This window comes from Spirosoma oryzicola, assembly GCF_021233055.1.
In the GTDB taxonomy this organism is placed as follows: Bacteria; Bacteroidota; Bacteroidia; order Cytophagales; family Spirosomataceae; genus Spirosoma; species Spirosoma oryzicola.
Genome location: NZ_CP089541.1, coordinates 168,551 through 183,618, shown reverse-complemented (window position 1 = coordinate 183,618; position 15,068 = coordinate 168,551). Strand labels below are relative to the sequence as shown.

General features: G+C 49.3%; 12 protein-coding genes and 1 riboswitch. Of the genes, 4 read left to right on the top strand and 8 right to left on the bottom strand.

The genetic code is table 11. The annotated features are described in order from the left end of the window. Positions 1–38: 38 nt before the first annotated feature. From soxC to LQ777_RS26960, 8 genes are all read right to left on the bottom strand, one after another. Positions 39–1,280, bottom strand: coding sequence for a sulfite dehydrogenase (soxC, locus tag LQ777_RS26995; RefSeq protein ID WP_232563389.1), 1,242 nt, complete (start codon positions 1,278–1,280; stop codon positions 39–41). A gap of 1 nt (position 1,281) precedes the next feature. After that, positions 1,282–1,878, bottom strand: coding sequence for a c-type cytochrome (locus tag LQ777_RS26990; protein WP_232563388.1), 597 nt, complete (start codon positions 1,876–1,878; stop codon positions 1,282–1,284). Next, on the bottom strand, positions 1,859–3,307 hold the full coding sequence (locus tag LQ777_RS26985) for an APC family permease (protein ID WP_232563387.1): 1,449 nt from the start codon (positions 3,305–3,307) through the stop codon (positions 1,859–1,861). The genes LQ777_RS26990 and LQ777_RS26985 overlap by 20 nt, the downstream gene beginning before the upstream one ends. Next, positions 3,304–4,470, bottom strand: a complete 1,167-nt coding sequence (locus LQ777_RS26980; RefSeq protein ID WP_232563386.1) for an LLM class flavin-dependent oxidoreductase — start codon at positions 4,468–4,470, stop codon at positions 3,304–3,306. The genes LQ777_RS26985 and LQ777_RS26980 overlap by 4 nt, the downstream gene beginning before the upstream one ends. 51 nt (positions 4,471–4,521) lie before the next feature. Next, positions 4,522–6,249 (bottom strand): amidohydrolase, encoded by a 1,728-nt coding sequence (locus LQ777_RS26975; protein ID WP_232563385.1) that lies wholly within the window; start codon positions 6,247–6,249, stop codon positions 4,522–4,524. A gap of 83 nt (positions 6,250–6,332) precedes the next feature. After that, positions 6,333–7,802, bottom strand: a complete 1,470-nt coding sequence (locus LQ777_RS26970) for a RagB/SusD family nutrient uptake outer membrane protein (protein WP_232563384.1) — start codon at positions 7,800–7,802, stop codon at positions 6,333–6,335. 21 nt (positions 7,803–7,823) lie between these two features. Continuing rightward, on the bottom strand, positions 7,824–11,012 hold the full coding sequence (locus LQ777_RS26965; RefSeq protein WP_232563383.1) for a SusC/RagA family TonB-linked outer membrane protein: 3,189 nt from the start codon (positions 11,010–11,012) through the stop codon (positions 7,824–7,826). A gap of 572 nt (positions 11,013–11,584) precedes the next feature. Further along, positions 11,585–11,836, bottom strand: coding sequence for a hypothetical protein (locus tag LQ777_RS26960; protein ID WP_232563382.1), 252 nt, complete (start codon positions 11,834–11,836; stop codon positions 11,585–11,587). Between the two features lie 780 nt (positions 11,837–12,616). On the opposite strand from LQ777_RS26960, the gene LQ777_RS26955 reads away from it, so the two are divergent. The 4 genes from LQ777_RS26955 to LQ777_RS26940 all read left to right on the top strand — a co-directional run bounded on the left by LQ777_RS26955 (position 12,617) and on the right by LQ777_RS26940 (position 14,661). Continuing rightward, positions 12,617–12,877 (top strand): DUF2024 family protein, encoded by a 261-nt coding sequence (locus LQ777_RS26955; protein WP_232563381.1) that lies wholly within the window; start codon positions 12,617–12,619, stop codon positions 12,875–12,877. 44 nt (positions 12,878–12,921) lie between these two features. Then, positions 12,922–13,689 carry a hypothetical protein gene (locus LQ777_RS26950; protein ID WP_232563380.1) on the top strand — a complete coding sequence of 256 codons (768 nt, stop codon included), beginning with the start codon at positions 12,922–12,924 and terminating at the stop codon, positions 13,687–13,689. A 102-nt stretch (positions 13,690–13,791) separates the two neighbouring features. Further along, on the top strand, positions 13,792–14,058 hold the full coding sequence (locus LQ777_RS26945) for a hypothetical protein (RefSeq protein WP_232563379.1): 267 nt from the start codon (positions 13,792–13,794) through the stop codon (positions 14,056–14,058). Further along, positions 14,059–14,661: a MarR family winged helix-turn-helix transcriptional regulator gene (locus LQ777_RS26940; RefSeq protein ID WP_232563378.1), complete on the top strand. Its 603-nt coding sequence runs from the start codon at positions 14,059–14,061 to the stop codon at positions 14,659–14,661. A gap of 282 nt (positions 14,662–14,943) precedes the next feature. After that, a riboswitch (TPP riboswitch) is annotated at positions 14,944–15,035 on the top strand. Positions 15,036–15,068: the final 33 nt, after the last annotated feature.

The window sequence follows — 15,068 nt, the reverse complement described above, 5'->3', positions numbered from 1 at the left end:
TTTCGTGATCGGTGAATGTGAATTAGCTCGTAACTATTTTACTCTGGTTTAAATAGCACGGTGCCGTCCGGCTTAATTCGCCAGGCCGTAATCGGGTTAAAATGGTAGCCAATCGCGTTTCCGCGTGCTTCGATTAGTTGTTTCAGGGTAGGCTGTACGTAGCCTGTTTCATCAGTGACGCGGCTAAGGATTTCTGTTTCGGTCCCGTTCCAATGCCAAACGTACCGAAACGCCGTATGGGCTTTGTCCAGTATTGGTTCCTGAAGTACAGCCGGTTGCCACGACTTACCCGCATCCGTACTTACCTCTACCCGTGCTACCTTCCCGCGACCGCTCCACGCAATCCCCCGAATCTCGATCCAGCCTTTTTCAATTGTTTTTGGATAAGCAGGAAACGTGATGATTGAGCGGGCGTCGATGTCAAAACTAAACTGTCTGTACTTGCCTTCTTTGATTGGCTCCGTGTACTTCGAGGTTTCTTCGCGGGTCATAAACGGCTGGTCGGACAACTCGATTCGACGCAACCATTTGACGGATGTATTCCCTTCCCAGCCGGGTAAAAATAACCGGACGGGATACCCCTGTTCGGGGCGCAGCGCTTCACCATTCTGCGCGTAAGCCACAATCGCATCGTCCCAGCCTTTTTTTACGGGAATACTCCGGGTCATAATGGCCGCATCGGACCCTTCGGCCAGAAACCAGCTGGCATTTGGTTTTACCCCGACTTCCCGAAACAATGTCGAAAGTTTTACGCCTGTCCATTCGCTCTGGCTGGTCAATCCGCAAATATCCTGTGGACTCAGCGTTTCTTTACCCGAACGAAAATTTCCCGAGCATTCCAGAAAGGCGATGCGGGAAACGGAGGGGAAACGTTTGAGGTCGCCAACGGTAAATACCAATGGCTTATCGACCAACCCGTGAATCAGAAGTTCGTGTTTGGCCGGGTCGATTACCGGAACTCCCGCGTGGTGCCGCTCAAAATGCAGATCCGATGGCGTGATAATGCCGTAGAAATCTTGTAACGGCGACCGGGAAGAAATATCCGACGGCTTCTTAACGACTTTTTCAAATGTAGACCGTGTGCCTACTTCTCCGGCCAGCGTGCCGATTTGTTTTGTCGGATCGTCGGGGAGTAGCTCGCTTACGGCAATGCCTTGCTGAAGTGTTTTGCCGGATGCTGTTTGAACGAGGGCTACCGCTGCCGTAGCCGCCCCGCCAAGCATAGCCCGCCGTGACAGGCGGCCCGTAAGCTGTTCCAGTTGACTTGTGCTTTTCTTCATTTTACTTTATTTCTGGCCCACCTTTGCGGTTGTCGGGGACGAACAGCTTCTGAGCGGGCATGACCACACGAGGAAGCGTTTGCGCGTTGATGACGGCTTTTTCGTCGATAATGCCATTCGCCTGTAGCAAATAGGCTGTCAGGTGGTAAACCTCTTCGTTGGTGAGCGAACCCGGCTGGCTAAATGGCATCGCCCTACGGATGTAATCAAATACGGTTGTGGCATACGGCCAATAATTTCCGATGGTTTTCTCGGGTCGTTTCCGGTCCGGATTGGTCGACGTGACCAGTGAGCCATTTGGACCCCCTACGCCCCCGGTTCCGTGACAGGCTGCGCATTTGGTGGCGAAAATTTGTTTGCCCGTGGCGGAATTCCCTTGTCCGGCGGGTAAGCCTTTTCCGTTAGGACGCACATCGATATCAAGCCGTGCAATTTCGGCTGCTGTGGCTAGTCGCCCGATGCCAAAGCGAGTCGGTAGTGTATCAGTAATGACGACCGGATGGGAGAGGTGGTCTTGCCCGTTTGCCTGAAAACAACTGTCTAAAGTCAGCAGCGCGAAGACGCCTGCCAGCCAGACACTATAAGGGTGTACGTTCATTAATTTCTACGTGATTTTGCCTGACCAACCAATAATAGATTGGCACACCAAGAAGCGCAATGAGAAGCCCCGGCCAGGTATAGGTTGGTTTGTAAATGATCAGTAGGCCACAGAATAAGCTACCCATCAGAATGTATAACGCCGGCAAAACCGGGTAGCCAAACGCCTTGTACGACCGTTCGATGTGGGGTTGTTTCCGGCGCAGTATAAATATTCCCCAGATCGTCAGAATGTAGAACAAGACGACAACAAACGAGATCATATCCAGCAAATCGCCGTAGCGACCACTTAAACACAATAACGAAGCGACAACAGCCTGAATCCACAAGGCGAATTCGGGAACGGCGTGTTTGTTCAGGTGAGCCGTTTTCTGAAAGAATAAACCGTCTTTAGCCATGCTGTAATAGACCCTTGCTCCGGCCAGAATCAGGCCATTGTTACAGCCAAACGTAGCAATCAGGATGGTGATAGCGATGACAGCGGTACCGGCCTGACCAAAAATCGCCTGGGCCGCCGTAATACCCACCCGGTCTTTTTCGGCACCGGCAATGTCGGACAGTGGTAACACAGCCGTAAACATGACGTTGAGCGATACGTACAGTACAGTGACCAACAATGTGCCCAGCAGTAAACTCAGGCCAATATTTCGGCGTGGATTTTTGATTTCACCCGCTACGAACGTCACATTGTTCCAGGCATCATAACTAACCACGGTACCGGTCAGGGCAGCCGCGATAGCGCCACCAAGGGCTGGGATACCCAGATACATATCAACCGAGCCATCACGCCCGAGCCGTTGTAAGTGCCAGGCATTGGTCCAGTTGCTTGCCCAGACATCTGGTTTTAGGTAGAACAGCCCAAATCCAATTAAACCAATAATGCTCAGTACTTTGGTGGCGGTAAATGTTGTCTGGATGATTTTTCCACCTTTTACACCTTTGGTATTGATATAGGTCAGCAAAAAAATTACCCCAATCGCCAGAAGCTGGGCGGGCGAAATATGAAATTGTCCGAGCGAAAACAAAACAACGTCTTCACTAACAGCGGGTACAAAATAAGCCAGGAACTTAAAAAACGAAACGCCTACCGCAGCAATGGTTCCCGTCTGAATAACAGCAAATAAGCTCCAGCCGTACAGGAAAGCAATCAGCGGATTATACGCTTCTTTGAGGTATACGTACTGGCCTCCTGCCTTGGGATACATACCGCTAAGTTCGCCGTAGCTAACGGCTGCTATGAGGGTCATGAAACCCCCAATGATCCATACGGCAATAAGCCATCCCGCCGAACCAACGTTCCGTATGACATCGGCACTGACGATAAAGATTCCGGAACCGATCATGCCGCCTGCTGCGAGTAGCGTCGCGTCGAGCAGACCGATTTCCCGTTTCATCACCACAGGCTCTTTTTCAAGGGTCGTTGTTGTCATACCAGTTCAGCCGTTGTCAGTGGGGTAACAGGGGCGTCTGCTGCAATGCGGCCCTGTAAGGCAGGCATCGATACATTCGGCAGGCGGGGGAGGACCAGTTTGGCGAAGTAGTTTGCCTCCTCAAGAAGCGGAAAACCCGAGAAAATAAACGAGCGAAACCCCATATCGATGTACCGGTTAAGCTTGGCAACGACCTGATCGGCACTCCCAACCAAACCGCCCCCGCAACCCGAAAACACCTTTCCGATGTGGGTCCAGAGAATGTCTTCAACGTAACCGTCAATGTTGGCGGTTTCGCGCAACTGATCCTGTCGGAGTACGCCCAGTGACCGGGAATCTTCGCCCCGCGCCCGGATTTCGGCTCCTCGCTGTTCGTCAAATTTTGACATCAGGCGTCGGGCATACGCCCGCGCTTCGGCTTCTGTTTCCCGAACGATGACGTGAATACGTAAACCGAAATCAATTTTTCGACCGTAGCGTGCTGCCCGTGCTGTCATGTCCTGAAGCGTTGCGTACATACTTTCTTCCGACTCGGGCCAGGTCAGAAAAACATCGCAATACCGCGCGCACACATCGCGTGAGCCATCGGAGGTGCCACCAAAATAAAGCAGTGGTCCACCGTTCTGCTGGTAAGGTTTTACGGGATCAGCGGGTAAATCGAACTGGTATAATTTACCCCGATGGTTGATCCGATCCTTTGTCCAGGCCTGTTTCAGGATTTCGATGGTTTCGGCGCACCGCTGGTACCGAAGAACCGGATCTTCGCGCAAGCCGGGAAGGTCGGAATTGATAATATTTAAGATCAATCGTCCGTTGAGCATGTGGTCAAGCGAAGCCAGTGCCCGAGCCAGCATGGGTGGATGAAACTCGCCGGTACGGATGGCTACCAATAAATTTATAGCACTGGTCAGCGGAGCAATACCGGCGGCAAAAGTTAGCGGATCTTGCCCGACGGTGTAGGCAGTCGGAAATAAAATGGTACTGAAGCCTAGCTTCTCGGCTCCCAGCGCGATGTCTTTGCAATGGGCAAAGCTGCTTCGGCGGGTGTTGTCCAGCACACCCAGATACTCAGTATCTCCCCCAATGATATCGTCAAACCAGGCTACTTCCGCCACACGTTGCGTAGTACGAATAGGTACGGTGGTAATTTTTGCTAAGGTCATTTTTACTTGCAGGTTAACAAAGTCATGAATAAGCGACGCGTATCGCCGGAGTTATCGCTTGTAAATCGTGCTTCCTTCCTTGATTGTCTCCAACACCACAATGTCTTTGATTTTCAGCGGGTCGATGGTTAGCGGATTATCGGAAAGAACCACGAGATCGGCCAGCTTGCCGGGTTCAATCGAGCCTTTGGTTTTTTCTTCGAAATATTCATACGCTCCGTTGATCGTTACGGCTCGTAAGCCTTCGATGGGCGTCAATCGCTCGTCGGGGCCAATCGTTCGTCCCAAGCGCGATTGCCGGTTGACAGATGACCACAACAAAAACAGTTGGTTGACCGGCGTTACGGGGAAATCGGTATGGTTCGTCGCAATGATCCCTTTTTTAAGCGCCGTTTTCAGTGGACTCGAAAAGAAAGCGCGTTTTTCGCCCAGATTCTGTACGTGAACATCGCCCCAGAAAAACGTGTGGTTGGTGAAGCAGGCGGGCAACATGCCCAACTGCTTGTACTTATCGAGCTGGTCGGGCCGAACAAACTGCGAATGAATTACTACAGGGCGACGGTTGGTGCTGGTAGTTCCTAACACCCGGTTAGCGTTTTCAACCGCTTCGATGTACATGTCGATGGCGGCATCACCGTTGCAGTGGACGTACGTTTGAATGTTGTTTTTAAAACCCTTTAGCACGGCTTCGTTAAACTGCTCCTGCGACGTTACGGGAAAGCCCCGACAGACTTCCGCGTCACAGCCCGGTACTTTGGTTAAATACGGTTGGCCAAAAAAGGCTGTTTTGCCCTGGGGCGACCCATCGGACATAAACTTGAAGCCGTTAAGTTTTAAGTGATTGGTCAACGTGCCGTACGTGAAATCAGGGTTGCCTAACACTTTATCGATAATACCGTAGGAGGGTAACGTTTCAATATCGATAAACAACTTCCCTTTATTCGCAGCTTGCTTGAGCAGTTGCAGCGATTCGAAACTTGTGCTGCCATCCTGTGCAGTCGTAATTCCCTGACTGGCGTAGTAAAGCTGCTGATCGTGAAGAACCTTTAACTGATCATCCAACGAAGGCGTTGCGTTGGCGTTTTTCAGCCGGACGCTGTACTGCGCCTTCTCCTGGAGCAAGCCCGCCGGTTCATTGGAGCCGTCTTTCCGAACAATAATTCCCCCGGCAGGATCTTTGGTGGTGCTATCTATACCCGACGCTTTCAACGCAGCCGAATTGGCGACCGACATATGCCCGGACACGTGCGTAATGACAACCGGGTTGTTGGGAAAAGCTCCGTCTAAATCTTCTTTGATTGGGTGACGTTTCTCGGCTAGTTGGTCCACATCATAGCCAAATCCCCGAATCCAGGCCCCGTCGGGGATGTTTTTTTCGGCTTTGTATTTTTTTAGCTCGCTAACAATATCGGCGATGGTTTTAACCGTACCCACAGGTGGGGCTGCTACATTGGCTGTTTGTGTCCATTCAAGACTCATGAAATGACTGTGACCATCGATAAAGCCCGGAATAACGGTTTTACCGCCGAGGTCAACGACGACTGTACCCGCATCTCTGAGTTTGTTGATATCACGAATGGAACCAACCGCCAGGACTTTTCCGGCTTTTACAGCTACCGCCTGCGCCGTCGAATTTTTTGCATCAACGGTAATGATGGTACCATTGACAAAAATCTTATCCGCGCTTTCTTTGGCGGGTTTTGATCCATCGCCGGGACCTTTGCCTAACGTCAGCAAAGGAAGAGCAAGGAAAAGTGGAATAAACGTTGTACGTTTCATAGGATTGAATGGAGTATTTGGTCAGGCCACTGGCCGGTGCAGCCAGGCAGATGATAAAAAATCGGCGTAATGTTTGCGTCTGATCAGCGGGGCGCTAATGTGTTGTAAGCGAGTTCACCACTGGGGATCGCCCATACGTAATTGCCAGCCGTTGGCGCTACTTCCGGAGCTGTACCAGCATTGCCCGTCTTGGCAGGAAGCGGTTGTACACGTCGGAGCAGATCGGAGGTTCGGAAGCCTTCTCCCAGTAATTCGATCCGGCGTTCGTTCAGTACGGTGCTGACCAACTCGTCTTTCGATCCGATCCCCGTTGTAAACGTAAAACCTGCGTCGGATCGATTACGAACGGCTCTAAGCAGGGCGGTTGCCTTGTTCAGATCGCCCGTTTGCGCTGCGGCCTCCGCGTAGTTGAGCAGTACTTCGGCGTAGCGGATCACAGGAATAAAGTCCGTATAGGGCGCGGAATTTTTAGAAAACTTTTTCAGTAGCTTTTGCCCCGTTGCGTTTGTAGCAAGCAAGTTTTTTCGGGCATCTGCCGACGTAGCTGACGAAAAAACCGGGTCAGACACAATACCCGTTGGATTCAGATAAATAACCGGCGTCAGGTAGTTGGCCGCCAGTGCGCTTTGTAGGTCAGGCGCTTCCGCTGGATTGACAAACGGAATGGAAAAGATTGCTTCGTTACCCAGATAAGAGCCGCCAAATACCGTTGCTACATTAGTCTCTAACCGATGCGTCACCGTTCCAGCGGAATATTGAAACGGAGTTGACGCAGACACTAATTTAGCTGCTTCCGTCACGACACCTGCATAATCGCCTTTGATCAAGTAGGCTCGGGTTTTTAGTGCAATAGCTGACGCTTTGTGTGCCCTGGACGCGTTTAAAATCGCCGTTGAATACGCGGTTGGCAAATCGGCTTCGGCCTCGTTCAAGTCTTTGATAATTTGTCCGTAGATGTCCGCTACACTACTGAACGCCAAGTCATTGTTATTGCTTGAGGTTTCGGCTTTTAACCGTAGCGGTAAGGCCGGACTGGTGCTATTCTGCGCAAACGGTTTAGCGTAGGTTTGTACTAGGCTCAGATAACTGAAAGCCCGTAAAAATTTGGCTTCGGCAATGTACCCTTTGCGGACTGAGTCTGGGACAACGGTTGACGTAGCTAACGTTTCAATCAGCAGATTCGAAGAGTTGATGGTCCGGTACGCAGCGGTCCAGACCGCATTAACAAAATCCCCTGAAGCTGAGATGGACTGATTCCAGACGTTGGCTCCCGTGGAGTTATTTCCGTCGTTCTGGCTGAATTCATTGCCGCGCTGTTCGTTGAAAACAATGAACCGTCCTCCGTAATACGATGCGCTGCCGAACTGGGCATAGATGCCGTTGACCTGGGCTAGAATTTTAGCGGGCGTACTGTAGGCCGATTCGTTGGATATGCTGGTCACGGGAACCGCATCCAGAATGTCTTTGCGGCAGGCAGAAAACAGCAATACCGAAAGAGCCGATACGGTTAAGGACTGACTGAAAATGCGGGTAAATTTTTTGTGGAGTAGCATGACAATAAGTGTGTTACGGATTTAGAAGCCAATGTTTACGCCAATAGTGTAGACAGATGCGTTGACCGGAACATTCTGGTCTTTGCCCGAATTGATCGAGTTACCGTTGATGGATACTTCGGGATCGGAGCCGGTGTATTTTGTCATGGTGAACACGTTGGCCGCCTGAACGTAAGCCCGCGCCGACGAAATGACTTTATTAATACCAAGGCGTTCGACGGGAACACGGTAGCCCAGCGCAACATTTTTGAGCTTGATAAACGAGCCATCTTCAACGTTTGTAGCGTTGGCCGATGAGAAGCCGCCCGTGAAGCTGTCCCCCCAAACCAGTTTCGGAATGTCGGTTACCTGGCCGGGCGTAGTCCAGCGATCCAGGATAAAGGTGCCGTTGTTGAAATACCGCTGATCAGATAGCGTAGCCCGGGTCCCGTTGTATAGTTTGTTGCCGCCTGAGAAAATAAGGCCAATGGTCAAATCGAACGGACCGTACGTCAGGTTGTTATTGAAGCCCCCGTAATACGTCGGTAAGGATGGACCTTGAATCCGTCCGTCTGCGTAGTTGTCAATGACCGGCGCGGGGCCACCGTCTAGATACGAGAAGCTTTTGGTAACAGCATTGTACTGAACCGTCTCGTTGTTTCGGTTGATATACAGCTTGTTGCCGTTGGTAGGGTTGATCCCCGCAGTCGGTACGGCGAAAATTGAGCCAACAGAATAGCCAACCCGCGTAATGTTCTGAATACCAAATGTGCTCAGGTTCGTCGGGTAGATGTCGCCCCCGGTACCCAAGGAAGTAACCTTGTTTTCGAGAGTGGCAATGTTGACATTGGCGTTCCAACCAAGTTTTCCTTTGTTAAGCAGGGTAGCGGAGATCCCCAGCTCGATTCCCTGATTGTACAGCGATCCCACGTTGGCGGCAATCGAGTTACCAGGAATCCCTTTGGAAGAGGGTTGAGGAGCGTTTAGGATCAACCCGTCGATGGTATTTTTGTAGTAATCCGCTTCCAGCGTAACGCGGTTATTCCAAAGCCCCAGGTTTAAGCCAATGTCTATTTTTTTGCTTGTTTCCCACTGCAACTCCGGGTTACCCGCTTGCCCGAAAAACAGGCTGGCTACCCCCGCGTAGGTGCCGGAGCTAAACTGCGACAGCGCTGCGTAATCGTTTAGGCTGCTGTTGCCGACAATACCGTAGCTGGCCCGGATTTTGACATCGTTCAGTATCCGAGACAGAGATGCTTGCTTGTAAAAGAATTCTTCCGACAGGTTCCAGCCCACGGAACCTCCGCCAAAATTCCCCCATTTATTGCCCGCTGCCAACGCGGACAGCCCATCCCGACGGAAGTTGAAACTAAACAGGTATTTGCGCTTGTAATCGTAGTTCACGTTGCTGAAAAAAGAACGTATTCCATTTTCAGCGTAGACAGTTGCGGCTGGCGTAATCGTCGTGAAACCGCCCTGATAATTGGTGTAGAACGGATCGGCCAGACCGGTTCGTGTAGCCCCCCATCCATCCACTTTGCGGTAAATTTCTTCATGCCCAATCAGTACTCGCAAATTATGGTCTTCCCGAAAGGTTGTGCCGTAGGAAAGCGTGTTTGTCCAGTTAGAGCGGTAATAAGTCGTGTTGGAATTGGACGCTACACCATTCGTCGAGAAGCCATCTCCACTGTACGGATTTCTGAATTCCTTGTTTTCGACCACATAGTTGTCGAGGCCGTAAACGGTCTTTAGTTTCAGATCCTTTAGTAGTTCAATTTCTGCAAACACGCTGCCGATCAGCGTATTGTTGTCGGATGTATTTTTGTCCAGATCTAAAATGGTTTGCAGGTTATACGCGTTAAAAACACCGAGTGCCGAGCTGTTCGGGCCGTATCCGATATTACCATTCGCCGTGTTGATATTGTACGTACCGTTGACATTGTAGACAGGGACATTGGGCGGAAGAATATACGTCATTCGGGCAAGTGGCTGTAAACCAATGTACTGCGTATTGACACTATTCCCCGACGATGACGCAATGGAGTTAGGCCCAATCGCTCCCGAGTTAGGACCCGCGTTGCTGGACTTACTGTATGTAAGATTCGTACCGATTCGAATCCCTTTTGTCAGTGTATGTTCTAGGTTGACACGGGCGGCATCGCGCTTGAACGTGTTCGTGCGGAGAATACCGTTCTGATCGGAATGATTAAGCGACAGAAAATAACTGGTCGCGTCATTGGCACCCGAAATGCTGATGGTGTGATTTTGAGAAACACCCGTCTGATACGCTACATCATACCAGTTAGTCCCGATTTCACTACCGTCGGCATTTTTACCCAACACAAAACCAGGAGATAGGCCGGCGTTTACCCGCGCTTCGTTTTTTATCGCAACGTAGTCCGCTGGTGCTAACAATTTTGGTAGATTGAAAGGCTTGCTAAAACTCACCCACCCATCATAGCTTACTTTGGTACGCCCTTTTTTTCCTTTTTTCGTCGTGATTACAACGACTCCATTGGCTGCTCGTGAGCCGTAAATCGCCGTGGCAGAAGCATCTTTGAGAATATCAATCGTTTCGATATCCGACGGATTTATGTCCGACAAGGGATTATTTCCTACCGAACCGCCTGCGGAGCCAGTAAAAACCGTAACGCCATCAACGATAAAAAGTGGATACACCGAGGACGTAATGGAATTTATGCCTCGAATTCGGAAAACAGGCGTGTTGTTGAGGGCGCTGCTCGGCTGGACAATATTGACCCCTGCCGCCTGTCCGCCCAGCAACTGATCAAGACTTTGGGCGGGTCGATTTTCTAATTGAGTCGCGTTGATTTTAGCTGCTGAGCCCGTAAACGCTTTTCGACTCTCGCTGGAGTAGCCCGTAACGATCACTTCGCTCAGTTGACGGGTATCTGCCGACAGCGTGATTGCCAGCGTAGCCGCGTTGGTAATAGAAATTTCCTGATTAAGAAAGCCGATGGACGAAACCACCAGTTTTGTCGCGTTCAGTGGTATTTGAAGCGAAAATTTTCCGTCTGCATCGGTTTGCGCACCAATGTTGCTTCCCTGAACAATGATGTTTGCACCAGGAAGCGGTTTACTATCATCTTTGCTGGAAACTGATCCGGTGAGGAGCCGATTCTGGGCTATTACCTGCGTGGAAAAGAGTATCAGCAATAAAGCGATGTGGACGATGAATGTAGATAAAACTTGTGGAGTAGATTTATTCATGTGATGATGGGTATATGCACGAGAAGCGCTACAGCGAACCGCAGCATTCATTGGTCACTAGCCAGCATGCCCTCTCTTGCGATGAATTTTTATCAACTTTATCGACGACTACAATGGCGATCTTCGGGGCGTATAGACGCAGCAATTCCAGCGTACCAGAAAGTTGCGAACGAAGGCGGTGGAGTTTGGTCAGACCCGCGAGTCGGGATTATTTAAAATGTCTGGCGCTAAAAATTTGTCGCCACACGGGAATAGTCCCTGGGTTTCACTCCAGCCAAAGCGGACCTTATCCAATACAGGTTGATTTCACGGGCAGACTAGGCGGATCGGTGACGCGATGATCAGTGGTATCTCGATTGCCAGATACCATTAACTGGAGCGGTAAATTCTGGGGGAAAGGCAGAAAAAGTACGTCTGCCAATAAACGTTTTTGCATTGTATTGTTTGGTTATGTGAAAAAAGAGGCCGGTCCGACGCTTCGTTTACCAGAGCCGTATGAAGTTGACCGGAACAGTTGCCGCTGTTCTGGGTTCACGTCTAGAAGACCTATTGCCGTAGGTCTATCTATGTTGTTATTGCACTTGTTCTGTGGACTCGCTCAGACTAATGACGCCCGGAACCGCATAAAAACGTTGAGCCAGGTTGCTGATGGGCTGCGTTTTCTGCTGCACTTGAATCGTGAGGATACCATTCGCTAAAACGCCGTCTGCCTCGAAGTTGAGCGTTCGGATAAAGACGGACTCATCCTGCGGAACGCTATTGGTAATGTCGCTGACAAAATTGAGCCGGTCGAAGCCAGAGATATGATAAGTCACTTGTATCATTGTCTGTAATTAGGTTTGCTTGAACGTAGATCCGCTAAAAAATAAGGGTTTATTACTTTATAAGATCTATTGATTATGTAGTTTAAAAATCACTACTTGAAAACCTTATCTTTAGTGCACTGTGTTCATGAGTTAAGGGAGTTAGTGTGCTGATGACTGATGATTAGCTGGCAATCAATCTGTGATTATTAGCAGCATTGTCAAAGCAACCGCGTTGATGAATAGGCAAAGGTGAACACGTAAATTTAGTTTTGCAAATAAATGCTATAAAAATGATAATCAGATAGTTATGTTAAAGTCTATAGAGAACCGGGAGTATCATTGAAATAAATCAATTTAGTTTTTAATAGCTCAAAAGGGATTGGCTAATAAGCTTTAGAGTAGTTATAGTGATGATCAGTAGATTGCGGTCGAATCCGTAGTTACAGATCTTAGTGCATCTTCTTGTTTCAAATCAAATGGTAAAAAACAGTTGCCTCTTCTAGCCATTTTTCTGCCGAGCTTTCCTGATAAATAGATTTTATCAATCATGCATTGAAAAAGAAGATATAGTCATTTTCAATATAGTTAGGATTCCTAATTATATTTGTGTCGAACATGTAACGATCTGACGATGACAAGAAAACACAGCCCGTAAAAGCTTACCCGAATAGAAGTCCAATCACCGCACCAGTACGACCAGCTAGTAAAGCACTGGCTGATCTGGATAGGGCAGCACTAACCGAAGCTGCTCTCACACCAATCACGAAGATTATAAATCAACGCTAATTCCTACCAATCATGCAAGTTTCCGTTTTTGATACTTACGTTACCCGTACAGACGGGTCAATTATGCACTTCGACATTCTGGTGCCATCTACGTTGACGAGTGAAGCAACGATTCATGAGTATGGGCAGACCTACTTGGCGACGAAAGGACAAGCCGGGCAACCCCTGGCTGCTAAAGAATGCCGCTTCTGTCACATAGAAGAAGCCGACGAGATGGTGCAGACCAGCATTGCCCAGCAGGGCTTTCACATCATTGAAATGCAGGGCTGCTAACCCGACTAGATCCCTTTTTATCCATTAACCAATGCACAAAAGTTATGAACCATTCACAAATAGTACTGCTACTAATGCTGATCGCCTGGTCAGGTACAACGCTGGCCCAAACACAACAGCCGGGAGCTTCTTATAATAATGCCGACTTTAAGCTGACGTCGGCGAAGGCTGTTTACCAGTCTGATCTGGATATGGTCGTTATGAGTATGCAGGTAAGCGGTCAGGCTGGTCGTACGACACCGAAGCCCGTGGGGGGTACCCAAGGGGCTCCGGTACTGGCCTATGTGTTCCCAACAACACTCAAAGCGCAGGATGTCGGTTTCTCACCCACCGAGGGCATTGTAGCGCTGGCTCTTACCTCGCATCCGGACATGGATGATACCCCACTTTGGGACGAAAATAACGACGGCAACTTTGACAACGACGGGATTGTTTGGCATCCTCACTGGGTAGTCTTGCAGGAAGACAAGCGGGTGCCTGGAGGATTGAGTGTAAAAGCTTTTCGCCGAGATGACAAAGCGGTAGTGCTGCCCAAAACAGCGCCGGGCGTACCACTCTATTTCGATTCGCCGGGTTACGGTGTCGTCACTGCCGATCAAACCATTCGGGTGGCTATTCCAGCGTACCGGATCAATCACCGCTCAGATTTCCGCTTTGACGCTGTTACGTGCTATTTGCAGATGCATCATCCCGCGCACGGCGAAGCAGGGGCTCATCATGAAACGGCTGATAAGCCTATGCTGGGAGTTTACGCTGTATATGGAGTGTTATCAGGCAGTTTGTCGTTACCGTATACCGTAGAAAGAAACTAGAACGATCAATGCCGAATGGGGTTGTTGGTTATTGACCCCATTCGCATCGTTTTTTTGGATAGGGTAGATTTAATAACAGCTTACTGACTTAGCTTAATTTGTATGGAAACATCTTTGTTATCTTTTAGTGACTATCTGACCGCTCTTGTTGAACATCGGCAGTATGTAAAAGTCCAATATTTTACCGAGTTTCACGAACTGATTACGTTGAATGCGCTTATTGTGCATGTTGGCGGGAAGGGAACCAATCAGATGGTTGGTCTTTCTTCAGGAGAGCAAATTCCTTTATCTAAGCTGGTCAGCGCCGGAGGACAATTTGCGCCAAATTTTGAAGGCTACGCGCCTTATTGTGAAACTTGTGATAGTTGAATGAGTGACTCCATATTTAACGTAAACCAACAAAATAGCTCGGTTGATGCCAAAATTGTGGCGGGGCTAGAGCGGATTGGCGAGGTGTTTCGGACATTGCTCTGGCAGCAAAGCCGCATGACCGGCCTAAGTCCAATTCAAATACAAGTGTTGCTGTTTCTTGCCTTTCACGAACCAGCCAAGTGTCGCATAGGGTATCTGGCAGAGGAGTTTAACTTGACAAAACCGACCATCAGTGATGCGGTGAAGGTGCTGGTTCAAAAAGAATTATTGGTACGCGTTGTGGATCCTTTCGACAGCCGTAGCCATAGTTTGCAGTTAACTACCGCCGGTCAGGAAATTGTCGAACAGACGGGTAGTTTTGCCAATGGACTTAGCCAGTTGATTGGTAAAATGGATGGGGGGCAGAAGACGGTGCTTTATGAAAGCTTGTTTACACTTATTTACGGGCTGCACCAGCACGGCCTGATTGCTGTCCAGCGAATGTGCAAAACGTGTGTACACTACCAGTACGATGGACAGATTCATTACTGTGGCTTACTTAAAATTCCCTTGGAGGCAGACCTGCTCCGGTTAGACTGTCCCGAGCACACGCATGCGTAAAGCGGTAAGCTATTTATTGAAAATAGTACGCATAGAAACGGATTTCTTGGGTTAGCTTCTTCGTTTCAAACCTATTGTTCCTACTACCCCAGCCAAGCCAATAGGCCGATCTAATCGAGGTTAGTTTCGGGATCTCCTGTATCGTCCTGTACAAAAGCCGTAGCTTGATGATAATACCAAATAGTTAGGGAACCACGTCATACAAAATAGTCTTTGTTCAAAAAAAAAGAACCGAATAGCGATTCACATTATATAAATCTTATATATTTGCCCCGCTTAACAGCGAAGCTTTAGGGGTGCCCGGACGGGCTGAGAGATCACCCTTTGAACCTGAACAGGATAATACCTGCGGAGGGAAAAGCGCGAATAAAACCGGGTTAGACTCGTTTCATTAGTCTGTCAATTGG